This window comes from Mesorhizobium sp. M0960, from assembly GCF_040319055.1.
Taxonomy (GTDB): Bacteria; Pseudomonadota; Alphaproteobacteria; order Rhizobiales; family Rhizobiaceae; genus Mesorhizobium.
The window spans coordinates 17,013-34,275 of record NZ_JAMYNN010000001.1 but is presented as its reverse complement, the minus strand read 5'-3'; the positions used below and the strand labels follow the sequence as shown (position 1 = coordinate 34,275).

General features: G+C 64.0%; 17 protein-coding genes. 8 read left to right on the top strand and 9 right to left on the bottom strand.

Annotated elements, in window-relative coordinates; translation table 11 throughout:
- Positions 1 to 4 precede the first annotated feature (4 nt).
- From NKH63_RS00170 to NKH63_RS00160, 3 genes are all read right to left on the bottom strand, one after another.
- Positions 5 to 976: a glycosyltransferase family 2 protein gene (locus tag NKH63_RS00170; protein ID WP_031195092.1), complete on the bottom strand. Its 972-nt coding sequence runs from the start codon at positions 974 to 976 to the stop codon at positions 5 to 7.
- A 63-nt stretch (positions 977 to 1,039) separates the two neighbouring features.
- On the bottom strand, positions 1,040 to 2,143 hold the full coding sequence (locus NKH63_RS00165; protein ID WP_023722381.1) for a glycosyltransferase family 2 protein: 1,104 nt from the start codon (positions 2,141 to 2,143) through the stop codon (positions 1,040 to 1,042).
- A 3-nt stretch (positions 2,144 to 2,146) separates the two neighbouring features.
- Positions 2,147 to 3,340 carry an acyltransferase family protein gene (locus NKH63_RS00160; protein WP_352481688.1) on the bottom strand — a complete coding sequence of 398 codons (1,194 nt, stop codon included), beginning with the start codon at positions 3,338 to 3,340 and terminating at the stop codon, positions 2,147 to 2,149.
- Between the two features lie 205 nt (positions 3,341 to 3,545).
- Here NKH63_RS00160 and NKH63_RS00155 point away from each other — a divergent pair, with 205 nt between their 5' ends.
- Positions 3,546 to 3,845, top strand: coding sequence for a P-loop NTPase family protein (locus NKH63_RS00155; protein ID WP_156948281.1), 300 nt, complete (start codon positions 3,546 to 3,548; stop codon positions 3,843 to 3,845).
- A 56-nt stretch (positions 3,846 to 3,901) separates the two neighbouring features.
- Here NKH63_RS00155 and NKH63_RS00150 read toward each other — a convergent pair whose 3' ends face one another.
- Complete coding sequence (locus tag NKH63_RS00150; protein WP_352481689.1) at positions 3,902 to 5,308, bottom strand: MFS transporter; 1,407 nt, start codon at positions 5,306 to 5,308, stop codon at positions 3,902 to 3,904.
- A 207-nt stretch (positions 5,309 to 5,515) separates the two neighbouring features.
- On the opposite strand from NKH63_RS00150, the gene NKH63_RS00145 reads away from it, so the two are divergent.
- Complete coding sequence (locus NKH63_RS00145; protein ID WP_352917592.1) at positions 5,516 to 6,418, top strand: sigma-70 family RNA polymerase sigma factor; 903 nt, start codon at positions 5,516 to 5,518, stop codon at positions 6,416 to 6,418.
- An 87-nt stretch (positions 6,419 to 6,505) separates the two neighbouring features.
- Here NKH63_RS00145 and NKH63_RS00140 read toward each other — a convergent pair whose 3' ends face one another.
- Entirely contained in the window at positions 6,506 to 7,708 is a 1,203-nt protein-coding gene (locus NKH63_RS00140; RefSeq protein WP_352917591.1) for an MFS transporter, read from the bottom strand.
- A gap of 208 nt (positions 7,709 to 7,916) precedes the next feature.
- Here NKH63_RS00140 and NKH63_RS00135 point away from each other — a divergent pair, with 208 nt between their 5' ends.
- Positions 7,917 to 8,348, top strand: coding sequence for a VOC family protein (locus tag NKH63_RS00135; RefSeq protein WP_352481717.1), 432 nt, complete (start codon positions 7,917 to 7,919; stop codon positions 8,346 to 8,348).
- Positions 8,349 to 8,420: 72 nt separating this feature from the next.
- Here NKH63_RS00135 and NKH63_RS00130 read toward each other — a convergent pair whose 3' ends face one another.
- Positions 8,421 to 9,314 (bottom strand): LysR family transcriptional regulator, encoded by an 894-nt coding sequence (locus NKH63_RS00130; RefSeq protein WP_023722389.1) that lies wholly within the window; start codon positions 9,312 to 9,314, stop codon positions 8,421 to 8,423.
- A gap of 97 nt (positions 9,315 to 9,411) precedes the next feature.
- Between NKH63_RS00130 and NKH63_RS00125 the strand changes: the two genes are divergently transcribed.
- Together NKH63_RS00125 and NKH63_RS00120 are read left to right on the top strand one after the other, a co-directional pair.
- On the top strand, positions 9,412 to 10,161 hold the full coding sequence (locus NKH63_RS00125; protein ID WP_352481692.1) for an SDR family NAD(P)-dependent oxidoreductase: 750 nt from the start codon (positions 9,412 to 9,414) through the stop codon (positions 10,159 to 10,161).
- A gap of 160 nt (positions 10,162 to 10,321) precedes the next feature.
- Complete coding sequence (locus NKH63_RS00120) at positions 10,322 to 10,705, top strand: YybH family protein (RefSeq protein WP_023722391.1); 384 nt, start codon at positions 10,322 to 10,324, stop codon at positions 10,703 to 10,705.
- A gap of 106 nt (positions 10,706 to 10,811) precedes the next feature.
- Here the strand turns inward: NKH63_RS00120 and NKH63_RS00115 are convergent, their stop codons facing one another.
- On the bottom strand, positions 10,812 to 11,273 hold the full coding sequence (locus tag NKH63_RS00115) for an Lrp/AsnC family transcriptional regulator (RefSeq protein WP_023720584.1): 462 nt from the start codon (positions 11,271 to 11,273) through the stop codon (positions 10,812 to 10,814).
- A 158-nt stretch (positions 11,274 to 11,431) separates the two neighbouring features.
- Between NKH63_RS00115 and NKH63_RS00110 the strand changes: the two genes are divergently transcribed.
- A complete protein-coding gene (locus tag NKH63_RS00110; RefSeq protein WP_023720585.1) occupies positions 11,432 to 12,439 on the top strand; it encodes an ornithine cyclodeaminase family protein in 1,008 nt (335 codons plus the stop codon).
- A gap of 80 nt (positions 12,440 to 12,519) precedes the next feature.
- Here NKH63_RS00110 and NKH63_RS00105 read toward each other — a convergent pair whose 3' ends face one another.
- Positions 12,520 to 13,452 (bottom strand): dimethylarginine dimethylaminohydrolase family protein, encoded by a 933-nt coding sequence (locus tag NKH63_RS00105; RefSeq protein ID WP_023720586.1) that lies wholly within the window; start codon positions 13,450 to 13,452, stop codon positions 12,520 to 12,522.
- A gap of 33 nt (positions 13,453 to 13,485) precedes the next feature.
- Positions 13,486 to 15,078 carry a zinc-binding metallopeptidase family protein gene (locus NKH63_RS00100; RefSeq protein WP_352481718.1) on the bottom strand — a complete coding sequence of 531 codons (1,593 nt, stop codon included), beginning with the start codon at positions 15,076 to 15,078 and terminating at the stop codon, positions 13,486 to 13,488.
- Between the two features lie 75 nt (positions 15,079 to 15,153).
- Here NKH63_RS00100 and NKH63_RS00095 point away from each other — a divergent pair, with 75 nt between their 5' ends.
- Both NKH63_RS00095 and NKH63_RS00090 read left to right on the top strand, forming a co-directional pair.
- A complete protein-coding gene (locus tag NKH63_RS00095; protein WP_023720588.1) occupies positions 15,154 to 16,044 on the top strand; it encodes a LysR substrate-binding domain-containing protein in 891 nt (296 codons plus the stop codon).
- A 124-nt stretch (positions 16,045 to 16,168) separates the two neighbouring features.
- Positions 16,169 to 17,263: an ABC transporter ATP-binding protein gene (locus NKH63_RS00090; protein WP_352481693.1), complete on the top strand. Its 1,095-nt coding sequence runs from the start codon at positions 16,169 to 16,171 to the stop codon at positions 17,261 to 17,263.

Sequence of the window (17,263 nt, the reverse complement as noted above, 5' to 3'; positions counted from 1 at the left end):
CGGATCACCTCGCCTCGGCATTTGCCTGTTGCTCCTGTCGCATTTGCGCCGGCTGCGGCGATTTCACCAGCGAAAGCACCGCGAACTTGGCCGCGCCGAGCAAGTTCATGCCGATGATCGGCCAGTGCGACAGCTTGAGTTCACGGTCGAACAGAGGGCCTTTCCTCAGTTCGCGCAAAGCCGCCCTCATCGACCAGTAGAAATGGCGAAGCAGCCACGGCGCGTGGCGGATATGTTTCAGGCAAAGCCCGCCATTGCCCATGCTGTAGTCGCGATGCAGCTTTTCGATGGCTTTGCGGTCGCGTCGGCCGTGATGGTGATAGATGGTCATGTCGGGCACATATTCGACCGGAATCCCAAGCAGCACCGCCCGCACGAGATAGTCCGTATCCTCGGCGGAGCGCAGCGGGCCGCCGGCGCCGAACCGTTCGTCGAAACGGCCGATGCGGGCGGCAACATCGCGGTGCATCGTCATGTTGCAGCCAAGCACGAAGCCACCGGGATGGACATCCGGCGTAAGCCGCGCGCGCACCGGCGACCGCTTGATGGTGAACGGCAGGTCGCGGGGATCGCCGATCTCGACGCGGCCACCACGGATGACCCGTTCGCCGGCCGAATAGTGCCGTTGCAGATCGTGCAGATAATCCTTGTGGACTGCGCAATCGTCGTCGACGAAGACGAGCACGCGGCCCCGCGCCCGCTCCAGCCCGGCGTTGCGCGCGGCCGCCAGTCCAGGTCGTGGTTCGCGAATAGCGGTGAACGGGATGTCCGACAGTTCGGCGATGCTGGCCAGCCGTTTGGCGGTGCTGTCGGTCGAGCCGTTGTCGACAACCACCAGCTCGGCGGCAAAGTCGGCATGGGCACGACACGCGGCCTGGATCGACCTGATACAGGGCTCGAGCACGGCGACGCGGTCGCGTGTGCAGACGATGAAGCTGACCGCCGGCGCCGGTCCATGCTGCGGCCGCGGCGACATGGCCGCCGGCACCGTCGAGTGGCCGCGCTGCTGGAGTTGGTGCGATTTGACGAACATGCGTTGCTAGCTCAACTGGTTCGAAGGCAAAACCGCCGCGGCCGGCACGGATTGCAGATACCGCGACAGGGCATCCACCTGCCTGGTGACCGACATCGAGGCGAGACTGAAGCGCGGCGCGAAGGCACCGGTGCGAAACACGTACTGCTCGCGGCGCCGGATGAGCTTCCATTTCGCGGTCCGCGTCAGGAATTCGTGCATCAGCAACGGCTGTCTTTCTCCCGATATGAGCTGATAGAGGAAGTAGAACAGGTTCAGCGTGCCGGCCTGGTAGCTCGGCCTCGCCTCGGCCGGCAGCGCGGCAATCCTTTCTTCCAGCGCAAGGATCCACTCGGCGGCACGGCGAACCGTGCCCATCGACAGGACCTCACCGATGTCGCGGAGGTCTTGCGTCTCTTCCGCGAGCCCCTCGCGCTCGAGGTTCTCGGCGACGATCTTCAAATGCGTCCTGCGCATTTCGCGCTTGTGCCTGTTGGTCACGCTGTCGTCATGGATACGATAGGCGATCAGGCTTTCGGGGATCATGGCCGCCGGGTAGCGGTCGGTCAGCCGCCTGAACAGGTCGAAGTCTTCGGCGTGCTTGTACCTTTCGTTATAAAATAGAACGCTCTCTTCGATGACCTTCCTGTTGTAGACGACCGTGGAATGCATGCAGATCGTGAAGAACATCGACAAGATGCGCAGGCTATTGTCCTGGAATATCGGATCGGGCGAACCCCTGACGATGCGGTTGCCGAGCAAGGTGTCGAAACCCGCGCCGCACAGCGCGAGGTCAGGCTGCTGGTTGAACAGCGCGACCTGTCGCGACAGGCGCCGGGGATAGGCGACATCGTCGGCGTCCATCCTGGCGACCAGATCGCCGCGGGCCATGGCCAGGCCTTCGTTCAAAGTTGCAATCAGGCCACGGTTTTCGCGTGAGATGATCGAGATGCGATTGTCGGCCTGGCGGTATTTCTGTAGGATCTGCAGTGAGTTGTCGGTCGAGCCATCATCGATGGCGATGACCTCCAGACGATCGTAATCCTGGCGCAGGATGCTACCCAGCGCAGCGGCAAGATAAGGTCCCGCATTGTAGGTCGGCAGCAGAACGGAGACTAAGGGAGCAGCCATTGGTCAGCCCCGACCGCTTCGTTGCAACTTGCGTGGCAAGCGCGATGCGCCATCAAGCGGCCTGCTCGGATATGCTCCTGCCGCGAGCCAACCGCTGTTGGTCGTATCGATGCCTGTCGGGAAGCCGGCTCGGCCTCTCCGGGCAACATAGGGGAAGTGGCGCTTTAGGCTGTTGAGCGGCTTCTCGAAAAGCAGCCATGAAACCGACGCCAGCATGAGCGTCACCGTTCCCGCCACCAGGAACCGTCCCGGCCCTTGTTCCGAGACGTTGAGCGGAATCCAGGGCTGCGATTTGACGACGAGCGACAGCACTATCGGATGGTAGAGATAAACGCCGTAGCTGATGCGGCCAAGGCCAAGCAGCGGCGGCAGTTCGAGACCTTTTCCGATATAGCCACCAACGCCTGTCGAACAGCTTGCAACGATGACCACCAGCGGCACGAGAGGCAGGATCTGCAACAGCAGCCAGAGGCCCCATTCCTGCAGCGGATTTGCCGGCGCCGGCGCAAACCACTGCAGAACGAAAAACGCCGCGGCGAGCCACGGCCAGCCAGCTCGAAGCCATTGCGGCAGGCCAGCGGATCTTGACCGGTAAGCGGCAAGCAGCGCCCCTGACGCCAGCGCGTCCATCGACGCCGGCGGCAGCAGGTCGCGCGACAAACCGGGTGTTCCCGCGATCGGCCAATAAAACCGGTAGGCCAGCGACAGCCCGATAACGGCGATACAGATCGCTTCGAGGCGCCGGCGCGGCGCCAGCAGCACGATCAACGGCCAGGCGATATAGAACTGCTCCTCGATGCTCAGGCTCCAGAAATGGCAGAGCAGCCAGGGCGTCCATTCATTCTGCGCTGCGTACCAGAAATTCGACAGATAGAGCGCGTGCCAGGCCAGCGATCCTCTCGACTGCTCCATGTCCGTAAGCCAGACGAAACCCAGCACGGCGAAATAGGGCGGGAATATCCGCAGCGCCCGCCTGATATAGAAGGATCTCAGCGCCGGTCCGGTTTCGAATTCGGCGGCCGAGCGGGCTTCGAGCAGCAGGCGGGTAATCAGAAAGCCGCTCAGCACGAAGAACAGACGTACGCCGATATGGCCCCAGAACGAGGATCCTCCGGCCGCGAAGAAGTGTGCGTACAGCACCATCGTCACGGCGATGGCCCTCAGCGCGTCCAATTGGGTGTCGCGCGCATTTCCCATTAGCGGCGTGCGCCGGCGGGACGGCGAAACTGCCAATCGGTCAACATAGCGGCGTCGTTCACGGCGCATTTCCAATCGGAAGCGCCCCCCTCACGCAGGATAAGGCGCCACCATTGTGCAACGCAACACAAAAAGTTGACATATTTGAAACAGGAACGTGAGGCGCGGCTAATAAAAGCCAAAAAAAAGCGGGAACCAGCCCGAATTGTCCATTTTTGACGATTTTCGCGCGCTGCCTTGGCCCGCCGATATCGGCGGCAGGGTGCTGCGATGCAGCATGTTCGCCGCCATCACGGAACGCGTGAAGCTGATCCGTTCGATCGCCGCCAGCGGCACTGGCGTCAGCCTCGTCACACACGATCTCGCCACGGTGCGGGCGCTGGCCGACAGGATCGTGGTTCTCAGCCTCGGACGCGTGGCCTATGACGGATCCGCCAGGCACTTGAGCGCCGACCAGTTGTGGGGCCTCATGGCGAGCGGCACCCTCGCATCCGCCGGGCAGTAGAAGGCGTTTTGAAGCGGGGACCCGCTTCGCGCGAGCTTCCCGCCTCCGAGCGACAATTACGCCTCCTTGCCGGCATTCGCGAGCGCCACTGTGCGACGCTCCGGAAGCCCCATTCCGACGAGCGCGCCGGCGAGCGAGAGCAGCGCGGAGACGTCGATTGCCGCGGTGAAGCCATCGCTGAACGCGTCGGTGGACGAGAAGCTTCCAGTGCCGGCGAACACCGCACCGGCGATCGCGATCCCGGATACGCCGCCCAGAAAGCGGAATGTATTGAACGTGCCGGCAGCCTTGCCGACCTCCGGCCGCGCGACCGCATTGAGGACCGCATTCTGCGCGGCAGGCATGGCCATCGACACGCCGGCACCGGTAATGATCAGGGGCGCGACTAGCTGGATGTAGGGCAGATCAGGTGCTGCGATCTGCGCCAGCCAGGCCATTCCAGCCGCTTGCAGGATCAATCCGGCCACGACAAGCCAGCGCTCGCCGACGCGGTTGATCAGGCTGCCGGCGATCGGTGCGACCACGAAAAGCGTGGCGGTCCAGGGCAGCAAACCCATGCCGGCGCCGAGCGGCCCACGGCTCTGGGCAAACTGCAGAAACTGCGGCAGCAGGAATACGAGGCCGTACATGGCGGCGCAAAGCAGGAAATTCGCGCCGACGCCCGAGGAGAATGCGCGCGCCTGAAAGAACCGCAAAGGCAGCATGGGCTCACGGGTACGCAGCTGCCAAAGGACGAATGCGATGGCCAGAAGCAGCCCGGCCGTCAGCGCCGACAGCACTTCAGAGCTGCTCCAGCCCACGATGTTGCCGCGCATCAGACCCCAGACCACTCCAAATGCCGCCGCAGTCACCAGGGCGACGCCGAGGACATCGATTGCCGTACCCGGCCCGTGACTCTCCGGAATCCGACGCATCACCAGCGGGATGAGAACGATGCCGACCGGAACATTGAGCCAGAAGATCCAGTGCCAGGAGAGGCCTTCGGAGATCGCCCCGCCCGCCATCGGACCGATGATCAGGGCCAGGCCGGTGATGCTGCTAAAGATGCCCAGCGCCTTGCCTCGTTCCTCCGGGGGAAAAGCGACGCTCAGCAGCGCCATGGCCAGCGGCATGACCATTGCGGCACCCGCGCCCTGAACCGCACGGGCCGCAATCAGCAATCCGGCATTTCCAGCGAGCGCGCAGGCAACCGACGCTGCGATGAACAACGCCAATCCGGCAACGAGCGTACGGCGGCGGCCGAACCGGTCACCGAGCGCAGCCCCGGTCATGAGCAGGACGGCAAAGCTCAAATTATAGGCGTTCATCGTCCATTGCAGCGTCTCCAGCGAGGCATCGAGTTCGACCCGCATCGTGCTCAATGCGGTCGCCACGACCATCGCATCGAGAACGACCATCAAGGAGCCTATCGACGTGAGGGCGAGAACCCAGACCTTCGTTGATCCCGCACTTTGCTTGCTCATGATTATGGCGCCTCCGGCTTGAACAGATGGCCCACCAGTCTCGCGGTCCCATGATCCAGAGACGCGGAGGCACCACCAAAGGATTCCAGCTAAAGAAAGTTTTTTTCGACCGAATCCTTTTGCCATCGTCGAGCGTCTATAAGACGCTGCGCCTGATGGCGGGCGCGCCTGCCCTGGGAGATACGCAATGAAATCGATCCTTGTGCGATGACCGGATCCGCATCCGGTGCGCCAGAAGGACGGGAGCCATTTGACCGGCAGCTCGGCGAATTGCGGCCGAAACTGCATCGCTATTGTGCCCGCATGACCGGTTCGGTGATCGATGCCGAGGATGTCGTCCAGGAAGCTACGGTGAAGGCGCTCGAGGCGTTCCCCGGGACCGGGCCGATAGCCAATGTCGAGGGCTGGCTGTTCCGCATCGCGCATAATGCAGCACTCGACCACCTACGCCGCCGTACCAGGTTGGATGCCGCGCATGTCGTCGAGGATATCGATATGATACCTGACCCCGGCATGTCGGCCGAGGGCCGGCACACTGCGGCCGCAAGCCTGCAGACCTTCATGCGCCTGCCCGCGGCGCAGCGTAGCAGCGTCATTCTCATGGATGTGCTCGGCTATACGATCGAAGAGATCGGCAACATTATCGACAGCAGTGTTCCGGCGGTGAAAGCCGCACTGCATCGCGGCCGTCTGCGCCTGCGCGAAGTCGCCGGCGAGCCTGACGATCGGCCTGTGCCGGTGTTGGCCGAGCCCGAGCGGGCGCGTCTGGCAGCCTATGTAGAGCGGTTCAACGCCCGCGACTTCGATGCGATCCGCGACATGCTGGCCGAGGACGTGCGGCTTGACCTCGTCAACCGGCTCCGGGCGAGCGGCCGCACGAAAGTGGGCCGGTACTTCCACAATTACGCGGGTATCCACGACTGGCGGCTGCTTCCGGGCCTGGTGGATCGGCACCCAGCCATTCTGGTGATCGATCCGGACGACTCGGCCGGAGGGCCAAGATACTTTATCCTGCTGGAATGGGCGGGCGACAGATTGGCGAGAATTCGCGATTTCCGCTACGCGCGCTACACGCTTGACGGCGCCGAGGTGGTGCCTCTGCGGCCATAGCAATTCGCTTTTCATAATGCCGAACAAGCACTGCCAGATCGCGGCCGCTTGCCATCCAAGCGGCCGCCCTTTTCTGCTGATCCGGCTTTAAGCCGGTTGCAACTCCCGGCGCGGCAGCGGCGGGAAGGCGATCGCAATCGCCATCGCGCCAAGCCCGACAAGGGCCGAGCCGATGAACAGCCAGGAATAGCTGGCATAGGCATCGAACACCATGCCGCCGGCGAGCGGGCCGAAAGCCATGCCGAGGCTGGACAGCATGGTTACGGCACCGAACACCGTGCCGAGGATGCGCTGGCCGAAATATTCGCGCGCCAGCACCGCATAGAGCGGCATGACACCGCCATAGGTGGCGCCGAAGATGACGGCGAGCGTGTAGAATTGACCAAGCTCGCTGACCGCCAGATAGGCGGTGATGACCACCGCCTGTATGGCCAGCCCGGTGATCAGCACCGGCTTGACGCCCAGCCGATCGGCAAGCACGCCGTAAAGCAGCCGGCCACCCAGCCCTGCCAGGCCCTCGATGCTGTAGATGCTGACCGCCGCCATCGGCGCTATGCCGCACAGCATCGCATAGCTCACCATATGGAAGATCGGCCCCGAATGCGCTGCGCAGCAGGCAAAGAAGGTCAGTCCCAACACGATGAATTGCGGCGAGCGCAGCGCCTGCGGAACCGTCATGCCGGCACCCTCGGCGGCAACGGTTGGGGCAGCGCCGTCGGCAGCGGGCTGGGGCGGCTGGCGCACCAGAAGCGCGGCCGGCAGTAGCAGCACCCACGCGGTTATGCCGATATCGAACATCGCCGTGCGCCAGTCATAGGCCGAAATCAGCCAGCGCGCGAAGGGCGAGATGGTCATTGGCGCTACGCCCATGCCGGCCGAGACCAGCGAGACCGCGAGGCTGCGGTTCGTGTCGAACCAGGCGGAGGTCAGCGCGATCATCGGCGCGAAGAAGGCGCTTGCCGCGAGGCCGACGAGCACGCCATAGGTCAGCTGGAAAACGAGCAGCGAGCCGGTGCAGCTGGCCAGGACCAGCGCCAGGCCAAGCAATACGGCGCCGGTCATGACGACGATGCGAGCGCCGAAGCGGTCGTAAATGGCGCCCCAGGCGAAGCCGCCGAGGCCCATTACCAGGAAGTTCAGCGTCATCGCACTCGATATGCCGGCGCGCGACCATTGTGTGTCGAGCGCCATCGGTTCGAGGAAGATCGCCAGCGAGAACATCGCCCCGAGGGCGACACAGGTCATCAGCGCGCCAGCCGCGACGATAACCCAACGATAGGGAAGGCTCATTTCACTTTTCTCCCATGCCGGAAGCGTTGATACGGCACGACCTTTTCGAGCTTCGCCGAGCCGCTTGCGTCCGAAGGACGTTGGAGACGTTTTGAATCCGACAATCTGGTTGCATTTTTTATCCAGTCAAGAAATTGCGCCGCTCAATTGCTCCATTGCATTGACCGTGCACCGTCCTGAGCTAGATTTTCAACCTGGCGATCAGGAGCTGACAGGCATGGAACTTCATCGCGGCCGTCTCATCGACCACGTCCAGCTGGTGGTCAGGGATCTCAAGACCAGCCGCCGCTTCTACGAGGCGGTTTTCAAGGTGCTCGATATTCCGATCGGCGGCAGCGCCGAGGATTATTTCTGGGCCGACGAGCTGTTCATTTCCAGCCCCGACAGCCCGGCAGCCCAGGGAAAGCTGACGGGGCGCCACCACCTTGCCTTCCAGGCAAAGGACCGCGCCATGGTCGACGCCTTCTACAGGGGCGGCCTCGATGGCGGCGGCACGGACAATGGCGCACCGGGCGAGCGGCAGCACTACCATCCCGGCTACTACGCCGCCTTCCTGCTCGATCCCGACGGCAACAATATCGAGGCCGTCCACCACGGCCCGGCCAACCGCAGCGCCGAGTCAGTGAAGATTGCGTTCTGAAGATCGGGTGATGGGGCAAGAATCTTGCTTGCGACGGCGTCGGATCGGCTGCGGAGGTCATTCCGCCCTGCGCTATCGCATCAGCGCCGCCATCTGGCCCGCCAGGAAGTCGACGAACAGCCGCGCCCGGACGGGTAGCTGTCGCCCATACGCATGGACGATGTACACCGGCATGGTCGGCATCGCCACCTCGGGCAGGATGCGGACCAGGCGGCCCGTGTCGAGATCGTCCTGCACGGCAAACCGCATCAGATGCGCGATGCCGGCGCCGGCAAGTGCCGCATTGCGGATGGCACCACCATCATCGGTATCGAGCCGTCCGTCCGGCACGATCATCGTACCGTCGGCAAAAGTGACGGGATAGGGCCGGCCGGCCATCTGGTAGCGGACGAATTCGTGGTTCGGTAAATCCTCGACCGATGCCGGACGGCCGCGCCGCTCGACATAGGCCGGTGAGGCCACCAGCACGATCGGCAGATTGGCGATCTTGCGCGCGATGAGCCCGGTGTCCGAGAGCTGCCCCATGCGCACCGCAACGTCATAGCCTTCGCGGATCAGGTCGGCGTGGCGGTCGGTGACGCTGAGCTCTAGTTTGACTGCGCCATGCCGCGAAAGGAACGCCTGCGCCCATGCCGCGATCAGGCCGCGGCCGAGTTCGACCGGCGCTGTGACGCGCAGCAGGCCGCGCGCTGTATCGGCCAGCTGGACGATGTCTTCGGCATCGTCCAGCGCCCTGAGCAGCGGCGCCACGCGCTCGTAATAAGCGATGCCTTCACTGGTCAGCCCGAGCCGGCGCGTCGAGCGCTTGATCAGCCTGACGCCCAGCCGCCGCTCGAGCCGCGCCACGCTTTTCGACACCGCCGATGGGCTGGAGCCGACCAGCCGGCTGGCGGCATGGAACGAGCCGGCATCGACCGTGCGGACGAAGGCGACGAGACCGGCGGTCTTTTCGAGGATGGTGGTCATTCCGGAATTCCAGGCACGAAAGAATGGATCATGATGATCCTAATACGATTTCTGATCATCATTAAATACCGCTCATCATCGACAAAGGAGAGATTTGATGAGCAAGCTGAACGGCAAGGTCGCCATCGTCACCGGCGCCTCCAAGGGTATCGGCGCTGCCATCGCCAAGGGTCTTGCCACGGCCGGCGCCGCGGTGGTCGTCAACTACGCCTCGTCACAGGAAGGCGCCGACCGCGTCGTCGCCGAGATCGAGGACCGTGGCGGCCGCGCCGTCACCGTCCAGGGCGACGTGTCGCAAGCGGCCGACGTGCGCCGCCTGTTCGAGGCGGCGAAATCGGAGTTTGGCGGGCTCGACATCCTGGTCAACAATGCCGGCGTCTTCGCGTTCGAGCCGCTGGAAGCGGTTACCGAGGCCGAGTTCCACCGTCAGTTCGACACCAATGTGTTGGGCATCATTCTGACCACGCAAGCAGCAGTGAGCCATTTTGGCCCGGGCGGCGGCAGCATCATCAACATAAGCTCGGTTGCCAGCCGCAATCCGCAGCCGAACTCGCTCGTCTACGCCGCCACCAAGGGAGCGGTGGACACGATCACGCTGTCGATGTCGCGGGAGCTCGGCGCACGCAACATCCGCGTCAACGCGATCGCGCCCGGCGGCATCGATACCGAAGGCCTCGCGCGCATCGGCATCGTCGGCAGCGAATTCGAGAAGCAGATTATCGCCATGACCCCGCTCGGTCGCTTCGGCCTGCCCGATGACGTCGCCCGCGTCGCGGTGTACCTCGCTTCCGACGAGGCGTCATGGCTGACCGGCGAGCGCATCACCGCCTCGGGTGGCTGGCGATAGGCATCGAGGGCCAGGACCTGCCATTTCGCGGACCATGCCCCACGCCGCGCGACGTCGAGGACCACCGCAATCGATGACGACAGCGATCTAAGCCCTATGTTTCAGCGACGGAGGAGCGCCGTGCGCTATCGATGACGGCGAGATGCCAGGGAGGTAACGGATGACGGGCGACGAAACAGCAATCCGAAAGCTGGTCGAGACGTGGATGGATGCGAGTAAGCGTGGAGACATCGCGACTGTCCTCAGCTTGATGACGGACGATGCGATCTTCATGGTTCCCGGCCGGGAACCCTTCGACAAGGAGATCTTCGCGGCGGCCGCGCAGGAGACGGCCGGCGTTCATATCGACGGCACGAGCGATATCGTGGAACTACAGCTTCTCGGCAATTGGGCCTTCATCCGCAGCCGCATCGACATGACCGCGACCCCGCCGAATGGCGAGCCGGTCCATCGATCGGGATATGCGCTGACGCTCCTGCGCAAGGAGCCAGATGGTGAGTGGCGGCTCGCGCGCGACGCTAACCTGCTGACCCTGCAAGGCTAGAGCCGGTCTCCGGCATCTCTGCACCAGGAGGCGCGCTAGGGGGAGCGACAAGGTGGCGAAGATGCGTTCAACGTCGCCCTGAACAGCATTCCCCTCCTCCATCTGATTACACCGGCAAGAGAGCGTTCGGCTTGACATCGGCGATGGAGGCGAAAGTGTGCGTTTCGCGCACGCCGGGCAGAGGCAGGATGACCCGCTGCAGGAAATCCTGGAACACCGCCATTTCAGCGATCCGCGCCTTGACCAGATAATCGAAACCGCCAACCACCATATGGCACTCCAGAACCTCCGGAGCTTTCGCCACGGCTTCGGCGAAGCGGTCAAAGACATGCGGCGCCGTGTGGTCAAGCCTGACCTCGATGAACACCAGCGTTCCCCTGCCGACCTTGCGCGGATCGAGCATAGCCCTGACCGCGGTGATGAACCCGTCGCGGAACAGGCGCTTCACCCGCTGGCTGGTTCCGGTCGGCGACAGCCCGACACGCCCGGCAAGATCAAGCGTCGTCCGGCGCCCATCCTCCTGCAGCAGCCGGAGCAGGCTGCGGTCTATCTGGTCGAGATCGTCCATTCACAATCCACTCTATCTCAGGGATTTGTGTGCTTAATTCACGCACAGATGCCAAAATCAACGTATTTCATCACATAAAACCTCGCAATAGCCTGCGCTTCCCTCACCCACTCAAAGCAGATGTGGTGAGCCGATTTCGACGAACACAGGAGTGCAGGATGACCAAGGAAGCGTGCAGCCCAGCCGGCAAGAGTGCGGCGGAAATCAGCAAGGGAGCGACCGAGATCCTGGTGCTGAGCGAAGCCGACGTGATGGCGTGCATCGACCTCAGCCAGCTTCTCGACGTTCTGGAAGACGGCTTCAAGGCGCTGTCACAAGGTAAGGTCGTCAATCCACCCCGACCACAGCTCGACATCCCCGGAGCCGGCTACAGCCTCGCCATGCCGGCCTGGATGGAGGACATGAACCTGACCGTCAAGATCGTCAATGTCTTCGAAGGCAACCTGGCCAAGAACCTGCCCAGCCATCTCGCCACCATCAGCCTGTTCGATCCGCTGTCCGGCCTGCCGGTCTGCATCATGGACGGCACCTTCATAACCGCGGTGCGAACCTCCGGCTCCGCCGTGCTGTCGGTGCGCGCGCTTGCCCGCCGGGATGCCAGGATAGCGACAGTGATCGGCGCCGGCGTGCAGGCCAACCAGCACCTGCATCTGTTGCCGCTGGTGCGCGACTTTGCCGAAATCCGGGTCGCTTCGAAGAGCTTCGACGATGCGGCAGCGCTTGCCCGGCTGCATCCGTCGGTGGTGGCGGTCGCCGACCTCGAGGCGGCAGTGCGCAGTTCGGACGTGGTGTGCCTGGCGACCCACTCCTACCAGCCGGTGATCGACGCAGGCTGGGTCCAGCCGGGCACGCATGTCTCGTCGGTCGGGGTGGCGCCGCCCGGCGGAGAAATGCCGATCGAGCTCATCGGCAAATCCAGTCTTTTTGTCGAAACCAAGGATGCGTTCAAACCGACCCCGGTCGGTTCTTGCGAGCTTGCCGGCTTCGACCCGGATTTCGGCACCGAGCTTGGCGCCATGCTGCTCGACCGCGCGCCGGGTCGCGTTTCGAATCAACAGATCACCACCTACAAGGCGATGGGCATTGCGATGGAAGACATGGTCGCCGCCGACCTCGCCTATCGTTGCGCCAAGCGTCTGCGCAAGGGAAAGCTCATCGTGCTGTAGGCGCGTGCCGCGAGCCAGGCGGGTTCGACGTTGCTGACAATGGCGCTTTCGTGGGAGCGTTGGGGCTAAAGGCCGGCCCCTCAGGCCGGCTCGCGCTTCAGCGCCTGTGCCATGCAGTGGATGCCGCCGCCGGTCTTCGAGATCTCGCTCATATCGATGGCCGCGACCTCGAAGCCGCGTGCCTTGAGCTGGCCGATCAGCGCCTGGCTGGACGTCGGCGCGATCACCCTGTCCTTGCCCAGCGACATGAAGTTGCAGCCGAGCGCCATCGTGTCCTGGAACGGCACGTCGATAATCTCGTGGCCCTTGCCCTTCAGCCAGTCGACGATGCCCGGCTCCGTGCAGGCGAGGCAGACGGCGGTCAGCTTCTCGGCGATCGGCACCACCATCAGGTCGATATGGACGTAATATTCGTCGATGAACGCGATGCGGGTCTCCCAGCCCTCCTTGTCGAACCAGGCCTGCACCTGGCGGGCGCCCTCCTCCTGCGTGCGGGCGCCGCCGCACCCGATCAGCACCACGCCGTCCTCGATGACGTTGAAGTCGCCGCCTTCGAATGTGCCGGCGGTGACCATGTCATAGATCGGGATGCCGAGCTTCTCATAGGTGCGGATCGCCGCGTAGTTCTCGCCGCGCCGCCACCAGTTGGCCATCGCGGTGATGATGACGCCATATGGCGTCATCACGCTGGAATCGCGTGAATAGACCTGCATCGGCAGTTCCGGCGTCGGCTCATGCCAGTGGATGTTGACGCCGAAATGCTCATAGGCGGCGACAAGGTCCTTGTGCTGCGCCTGCGCGATCTGGACATTGCAAGGCGCCTCGCGCAGATGTTTTCGCGATAGCGAGCTGGTCGAGAGATGGCGCAGGAAATTGGGCGAGCCGAGCAGCACGTCGGTCAGCACGTCGGTCTCGTTGGCGAAGCCCCAGGCGGTCAGCTTCTTGGTGCCGCCGGCCGGGTTGCGGCGCTGCAGCGAAAACGGCTCGGTGACGATGCGGTCATGGACGGTCATGGGTTCTCCTCGTGAAGGGGCGGCTTGGTTGAGTCATGCGGCTTGGTTGCTCGGTATCCACCAGTCCCGTCCGCGCGGGGAGGTGATGTATTCCGGCCAGCGAAATCCAATTGGCGGCTCGTAGTCGCAGAGCGGCGCGATCCAGTTCGAGCCGCCGATGCCGCCACCGGTGCGGGCGACGAATTCGTCCATCGCCGCGTCGCGCGCGGCCTCGTCTTCCAACAGGCGAAGTGCTGCCAGCGCGACCGTCTTTGCGGCGCAGATGACCATCGGGTCGATGGTGGCAGAAATGCCGCCCAGCGCATTCATCGCCCAGGACGGAAAGGCGTGACCGTTCTCCGAGCGCAATGCCGGGCGAGCGACATAGAACCGCGCCGTCGGCGTATGCCATGACATGTCGGTGTAGTCGTCGGACGTCGAATTCACCTGCGACGGCGCCAGGTCGCGGCGCAGGATCGCTTCTGCCTCGCGAGGTTCGATCAGCAGTTCCAATTCCTCGATGAAAGGCTCCTCGCTCGCCACCCCGCCGGCATTGACCTGGATTTCGCGGGCGATCGCCTTAGCCGTCTCGTCCCAGCGCGGCGGCCCGACCGCCGCCAGCGCGTCGAAGGCAATGCCAGCCATTACGTGATTGGCGAGCCCCGGCCGCGACTTCGACACCCAGTGCCGCTCATAGCGGCAGCCGCCCATCACCGCGACGGCTTCCGCATTGCGGTCAAGCACGGCGGTGACCTGCTCGGCCATCGCCAGCGTCGGCACGCGGATCATGTACTGGATCTCGGCCAGCCCGGCCGGCAGATTGTCGGCGGTCGCCTGCCCCGCCGTCAGGATCGCCTCGCTGATCGACCAGCCGCCCTGATGCGGCAGCATGGAATCGCGTAGCGCCTTCGAGGCCATGTACATCATCATGAGCGCGTCGTTGGCGCCCGGCGCCCGGACCGCCGAATGCGCCTGCGGGATCGGCGCCGCGTTGCCTGCCGCCCTCGCCCAATGTTCCGGCTCGTCGCAGATGAAGCGGTAGATCATCGCATAGGCCGCACCGCAATGCGTGTCCCAGCGCGCCGTGTTGCACAGCGGCAGCATGTAAAAAGGATGGAAGGAAATCATGCCCGCCAGCCCATCGTAATAGCCCTTCGCGGCATGGATCGGCTTCGATCCCCTCACCTTCTCCGCCGGCTCTCCGGTGAAGCGCAGCGTGCCCGATATGCCGTGGCGCTGCATCGCCGCCTTGGTCGCCAGCAGCCCGCCGAGGCTGGCAATGCCGAGCCCGGAATGCGGATCGGTGTGGCCGCCGGCCTGTTCGCCGAGGCCCGGACGCGGTCGCTTCACCGTCGCCGCATCCTGGCAATTGCCAGGCACCGCGTCGTACTCGGCATACATGCCGATTGTCGGGCCGGTCCCGTTGGTCCAGTGGGCGCAGAAGGCGGTCGGCATGCCGCCAGAGCCCTCTTCAACGGTAAAGCCTTCGTGCTTCAGGCGCTCGACATACCAGGCGGCCGACTGGTATTCGCGCCAGGCGGTCTCGCCGAAGTCGAAGATGGTCCGCGTCCACGCCGACAGCGACGGCTGGATGTCGTCCAGACAGGCAAGCGCGGTCGCTTGCGCCGAGGTCACCGGTTTCTCCATGGCGGAAAGAAAGCAGTGAAGCGCCTCTCCAAAAAGTGATATGTTTTCCCGGCTCATGCAAATTCGGTTCACCTCTTGAGAATTCCCTCGACGCAGGCGCTGCGCGCGCTCGACAGTTTTGCCCGCCACGGCAGCGTCTGGCGCGCCGCTGACGAACTGCATCTGACCCGCAGTGCGGTCAGTCATCAATTGCGCCTGCTCGAACGCGATCTCGGCTTCGACCTGCTCGCGCGCATCGGCAAGGGCGTGGCGCTGACGCCACGCGGCCAACGCTATGCCAGCGACGTGCGCAAGGCGCTGACGGTGCTAGGCGACGCGGTGACACGCCATGCCGGCACCGGCATCGGCGGCTCGTTCAGTGTCAGTTGTACGCCGGGTTTCGCCTCGCTGTTCCTGTGCACCCATATCGGCGAGTTCCGGCAGATGTACCCCGATGTCGCACTGCGCATCCTGACGCCGCGGCGCCTCGACGACGTCAGCAATGCCGAGGCCGACGCCTTCATCGCCTTCGGCGTCGGCAACTGGCCGAACCGCGTGGTCGAACCATTGTGCGAAATCTCCTTCACGCCGCTGTGCAGCCCCACGCTGCTCAACAAGATCGGCGGCTTCTCCAAGCCGGCAGACGTGCTGCGCGCCAATCTCCTGCATCTCGGTGAAACCGAGGACTGGGCGCGCTGGCTGGCCCTGTCCAAGGTCGAGAACCCCGATCCGGAAGGCGGCATCTTCTTTTCCGACATGAACCTGGTCTTTTCGGCGGCGATTGCCGGCCAGGGCATCGCCATGGGCGACGAGCTGACCAGTCGCCGGGCGCTGAGCGAAGGCCGGCTGGTCCGCCCCTTCGACATAGCGATCAATTCGCCGCGCTCGTATTTTCTGGTTTCCGAGCACGCCAAGGCAGCACATCCGGTGCTGGAGGCGTTTGGGAGATGGCTGAGGTCGAAGCTGTCCGAGAACAAGGAGCGCTAATCTCCCCCCTCGAGGAGGAGATTGGCGCATAGATGAATCAAATTTGCCGGTCAGGCGAAAACTATTCGGTTGCGGTGAGCTGCCGCCCTGCCTACGATTTCGCCTACGCTAAGGGAAGGGCAGGATGCAGCAACCCGGCCGGGCCGCAGAGATCAAGGCAATCGGGATCGGCAAGAGCTTCGGCTCGTTCCGTGCGCTGGACGATCTGACGCTCGATATCGGCCGTGGCGAGTTCCTCACCCTGCTCGGCCCCTCCGGTTCCGGCAAGACCACCTTCCTGATGATCCTTGCCGGCTTCATTCAGCCGACCGACGGCCGCCTTTACAGCGACGGCGTCGACATCACCGAGCGGCCGGCCGAGCAGCGCGCCGCCGGCATGGTTTTCCAAGGCTACGCCCTGTTCCCGCATATGAGCGTCGAGGCCAACATCGCCTTCCCGCTCAAGGTGCGCAAGAAACCGGCGGCCGAGATCAAACGCCGCGTCGGCGAAATGATCGAGCGCGTCGGGCTCAAGGGCCACGAGAAGAAACTGCCGTCGCAATTGTCCGGCGGCCAGCAGCAGCGCGTGGCGCTGGCGCGTGCGCTGGTGTTCGAGCCGGGCGTGCTTTTGCTCGATGAGCCGTTTTCGGCGCTCGACAAAGGGCTGCGCGGCCAGATGCAGGCCGAGATGAAGCGGCTGCATCAGGAAACCGGCACCACCTTCGTCTTCGTCACCCATGACCAGAGCGAGGCGCTGGCGTTGTCGTCTCGCGTCGCCATCTTCAACCATGGCAAACTGCTGCAGGTTGGCGCGCCGGACGAGGTCTACGACCGGCCGGACAACCGCTTCGTCGCCGAGTTCCTGGGCGAGATTAACATGCTGCCGCTGAAGGGCGTACGCCCGGCCGACAATGGCTCGACCGGCCTCTGCGAAGACCGCGCGATCAGCATGCGCTGCAAGGCCGAGAAGGTCCGTGGCGACGCCATCCTGGCGATCCGGCCCGAATACATGTCGATCGCGCCGGAAGCGGCAGCGGGCGAGAACGGCATTGCTGCAACTGCCGTCGCCTCGACCTATCTCGGTGCTGCGACGCGGCTCGATCTGACGACGCGCCAGGGCGCCAAGGTGACGGTTTCGGTGCCGAACGAGGTCGCCGCCTCCGCACTCAGCAAGGGCAATTCCGTCTGGCTGACATGGCCGGCGGAGAAAGGTTTCCTCCTCCCGCGTGGAGGACAATGA

Coding starts and splice junctions, on each gene's coding strand:
- NKH63_RS00170 (WP_031195092.1), bottom strand. CDS start 976: ATGTCGCCGCGGCCGCAGCATGGACCGGCGCCGGCGGTCAGCTTCATC.
- NKH63_RS00165 (WP_023722381.1), bottom strand. CDS start 2,143: ATGGCTGCTCCCTTAGTCTCCGTTCTGCTGCCGACCTACAATGCGGGA.
- NKH63_RS00160 (WP_352481688.1), bottom strand. CDS start 3,340: ATGGGAAATGCGCGCGACACCCAATTGGACGCGCTGAGGGCCATCGCC.
- NKH63_RS00150 (WP_352481689.1), bottom strand. CDS start 5,308: ATGAGCAAGCAAAGTGCGGGATCAACGAAGGTCTGGGTTCTCGCCCTC.
- NKH63_RS00145 (WP_352917592.1), top strand. CDS start 5,516: ATGACCGGATCCGCATCCGGTGCGCCAGAAGGACGGGAGCCATTTGAC.
- NKH63_RS00140 (WP_352917591.1), bottom strand. CDS start 7,708: ATGAGCCTTCCCTATCGTTGGGTTATCGTCGCGGCTGGCGCGCTGATG.
- NKH63_RS00130 (WP_023722389.1), bottom strand. CDS start 9,314: ATGACCACCATCCTCGAAAAGACCGCCGGTCTCGTCGCCTTCGTCCGC.
- NKH63_RS00125 (WP_352481692.1), top strand. CDS start 9,412: ATGAGCAAGCTGAACGGCAAGGTCGCCATCGTCACCGGCGCCTCCAAG.
- NKH63_RS00120 (WP_023722391.1), top strand. CDS start 10,322: ATGACGGGCGACGAAACAGCAATCCGAAAGCTGGTCGAGACGTGGATG.
- NKH63_RS00115 (WP_023720584.1), bottom strand. CDS start 11,273: ATGGACGATCTCGACCAGATAGACCGCAGCCTGCTCCGGCTGCTGCAG.
- NKH63_RS00110 (WP_023720585.1), top strand. CDS start 11,432: ATGACCAAGGAAGCGTGCAGCCCAGCCGGCAAGAGTGCGGCGGAAATC.
- NKH63_RS00105 (WP_023720586.1), bottom strand. CDS start 13,452: ATGACCGTCCATGACCGCATCGTCACCGAGCCGTTTTCGCTGCAGCGC.
- NKH63_RS00100 (WP_352481718.1), bottom strand. CDS start 15,078: ATGGAGAAACCGGTGACCTCGGCGCAAGCGACCGCGCTTGCCTGTCTG.
- NKH63_RS00090 (WP_352481693.1), top strand. CDS start 16,169: ATGCAGCAACCCGGCCGGGCCGCAGAGATCAAGGCAATCGGGATCGGC.